The organism is Flavobacterium cyanobacteriorum, assembly GCF_002251835.1.
GTDB lineage: Bacteria > Bacteroidota > Bacteroidia > Flavobacteriales > Flavobacteriaceae > Flavobacterium > Flavobacterium cyanobacteriorum.
Genome location: NZ_NOXV01000246.1, coordinates 1 through 2,210, shown reverse-complemented (window position 1 = coordinate 2,210; position 2,210 = coordinate 1). Strand labels below are relative to the sequence as shown.

The window sequence follows — 2,210 nt, the reverse complement described above, 5'->3', positions numbered from 1 at the left end:
AAAAACTAACCATTCTTTTTTTTATTGTTTAGGACGCTATTGGTTTTAAATATATTGTCAAACCATTTCTTTCTTTCATCAGCATTATTGAACAACATTGAACCGTCATCAGCAGTAAGGATTCTGAATCTGCGTTTATAAAATTTTTCTTTATCGAGTTGCTGGTAGTCTTTAGAGTTTGGCAGCTTCCTCCTGATGACCTTTTTTTGAAAATCCTGCAGCGAAAACGAAAATTGATTTTGCGAATCATGAAGCTCAAGGATTAACCCGGGCAACCCGGAGAACTTGTACGGGCCGTAATTGAGTGGAATTTCACTGGTAAACCAGGCAAACCATTGCCTTCCATAGGCTTTACATTTTGCCTGGCGCGCTTTATACTGCCCTATCTGCTTTGTCTCCTTAAGAATCTCCCATTTCAAATTTGCCGGCTCTGAATAGGAATACCTAAAATCTATTATCTTTTCATAAACTGTAAAATTCTTATTTTTTAAGCAGATAATCTCGGCAAACATTGTTGAATTCTTCATCAGCAAATCAACATTGGATGTTTTTGCTTTTAAAATATTATCTGTGGGAATACTTACAAAAAGGGACTGGCTGGTTTTAGAATCAATAATCAACAGGAATTGTTCTAAATTAGAGGCTTTGCCATTCCATTTAAATTCAAGNAAACGGCTTGCTTATAACGCCCCAGGCGATTTGCGAAGTGATTTGCATTTTGCAAATCGCTTTGTTGTCGGACAGTCCCGGAGGGCTGGCCAAGGCAATTCGCCTGGGGCGTTGTGCGGGAAGCCCGTAGGGATTTCCGCACAACGTTTCGCAGATTTGCGATGGGCGGGAATTTTACCACTAATATTTATTCGGAGCACAAAACTTTCGGCTATCCCAAAACTGTCTGCGGAGCACGAAACCCCGCCTATTGCAAATGTGCTGTTAGCACTCGTTTTTCTTTCGTTGTTCATTAGTTTAAGTATAAACTTTCAAGTCGTCAATCCTTTTAATTTTCGAATTTGTTTGTCAAGTGTAGAAATGAAAATTGATTGGTCAACTGTCAGTTGTTTTTCGGAGTCGGCTTCAAAATCAGTTATTTCATTGTAATAATTTTCTGGGTTTAATGGGTCAACGGCATATCCTTCTCGTCTTGAAAAACCGAAGGTTAAAACTAATTGTCCGTCTTGATTTTGCACTTTCAAACAGCCAGTATATTGGTCAGAAAAGTCAATTGGTAAGAATATGGTTTCGCCATTTTTACTCTCTGATACTTTGTTATGCCAAAATTGAATTAGTTGAGATACTGCATTTTTTATATCGTCAATAGTTTCTACTGGCTCAACAGCTAAGCAAAAATAATAGGTGTCAAATTCTTTGTCGCCAATTAGGTCTGGAATAGAAAACAATAAGTCGTTATGTCCGCCTTTGTCGTTGTCGATAATGTCTATGGTTAGTATTTCTGTCATTTTAAAATGAGAGCTAACGCCCCAGGCGATTTGCGAAGTGATTTGCATTTTGCAAATCGCTTTGTTGTCGGGCAGTCCCGGAGGGCTGGCCCGGGCAAATCGCCTGGGGCGTTGTGCGGGAAGCCCGTAGGGATTTCCGCACAACGTTTTGCAGCTTGGCGTAGTGGCGGATTATGGAAGCCTAAAACTTGCGGTTAAACGCTGATTTTAAAGAACAGAACCAACTTTAAATTAACTACTTACCCCACAATCTTGCAAAACCGCTGTTAGCAAATCGGCTTAATTTTTTCAAAGTTATTGATTTATTTTCATTACTTTTGTAATCAAATTAAAATTAATTTTATGAAATTTCCAAATTATCTAATTAATTCACTGGCTATCGTAGGTGCACTTAGTATAATTATTATGGCTTGTTCTGCCGACAATTCAAATAGTGCAAATGTCGCTAATTCTGTAGGTAAGTATCAAATTAGTACCACAAGCAATGCGGGTGGTTTTTTTGTAATTGATACTGAAACAGGAGTTGTAAAAACTTTTAAGCAAAATACTAGTAATGGTGATTATATTTTGACAAACACTACAATAACTCAATAATCTACAAACAAAAAATTAATAATGTAATTTTTTTATTACTTTCAGCAAAAAATATCTGACGACAAAATTAGTTATCTTACCAACAGTTGATAAAAATACTCAATCGACATATCGAAGTGGTTTAAACTTTTATTTTATTAAATTTCTTTAGTGCGATGA

General features: G+C 36.8%; 3 protein-coding genes. 1 reads left to right on the top strand and 2 read right to left on the bottom strand.

All coding sequences use genetic code 11. The annotated features are described in order from the left end of the window. Positions 1–5: 5 nt before the first annotated feature. Both CHU92_RS07305 and CHU92_RS07295 read right to left on the bottom strand, forming a co-directional pair. Positions 6–527 carry a GLPGLI family protein gene (locus CHU92_RS07305; RefSeq protein ID WP_129583027.1) on the bottom strand — a complete coding sequence of 174 codons (522 nt, stop codon included), beginning with the start codon at positions 525–527 and terminating at the stop codon, positions 6–8. 453 nt (positions 528–980) lie between these two features. Beyond that, positions 981–1,457 (bottom strand): hypothetical protein, encoded by a 477-nt coding sequence (locus tag CHU92_RS07295; RefSeq protein ID WP_165764608.1) that lies wholly within the window; start codon positions 1,455–1,457, stop codon positions 981–983. A 342-nt stretch (positions 1,458–1,799) separates the two neighbouring features. Between CHU92_RS07295 and CHU92_RS07290 the strand changes: the two genes are divergently transcribed. Continuing rightward, positions 1,800–2,051 carry a hypothetical protein gene (locus CHU92_RS07290; RefSeq protein ID WP_094414106.1) on the top strand — a complete coding sequence of 84 codons (252 nt, stop codon included), beginning with the start codon at positions 1,800–1,802 and terminating at the stop codon, positions 2,049–2,051. The last annotated feature ends 159 nt before the right edge of the window (positions 2,052–2,210 follow it).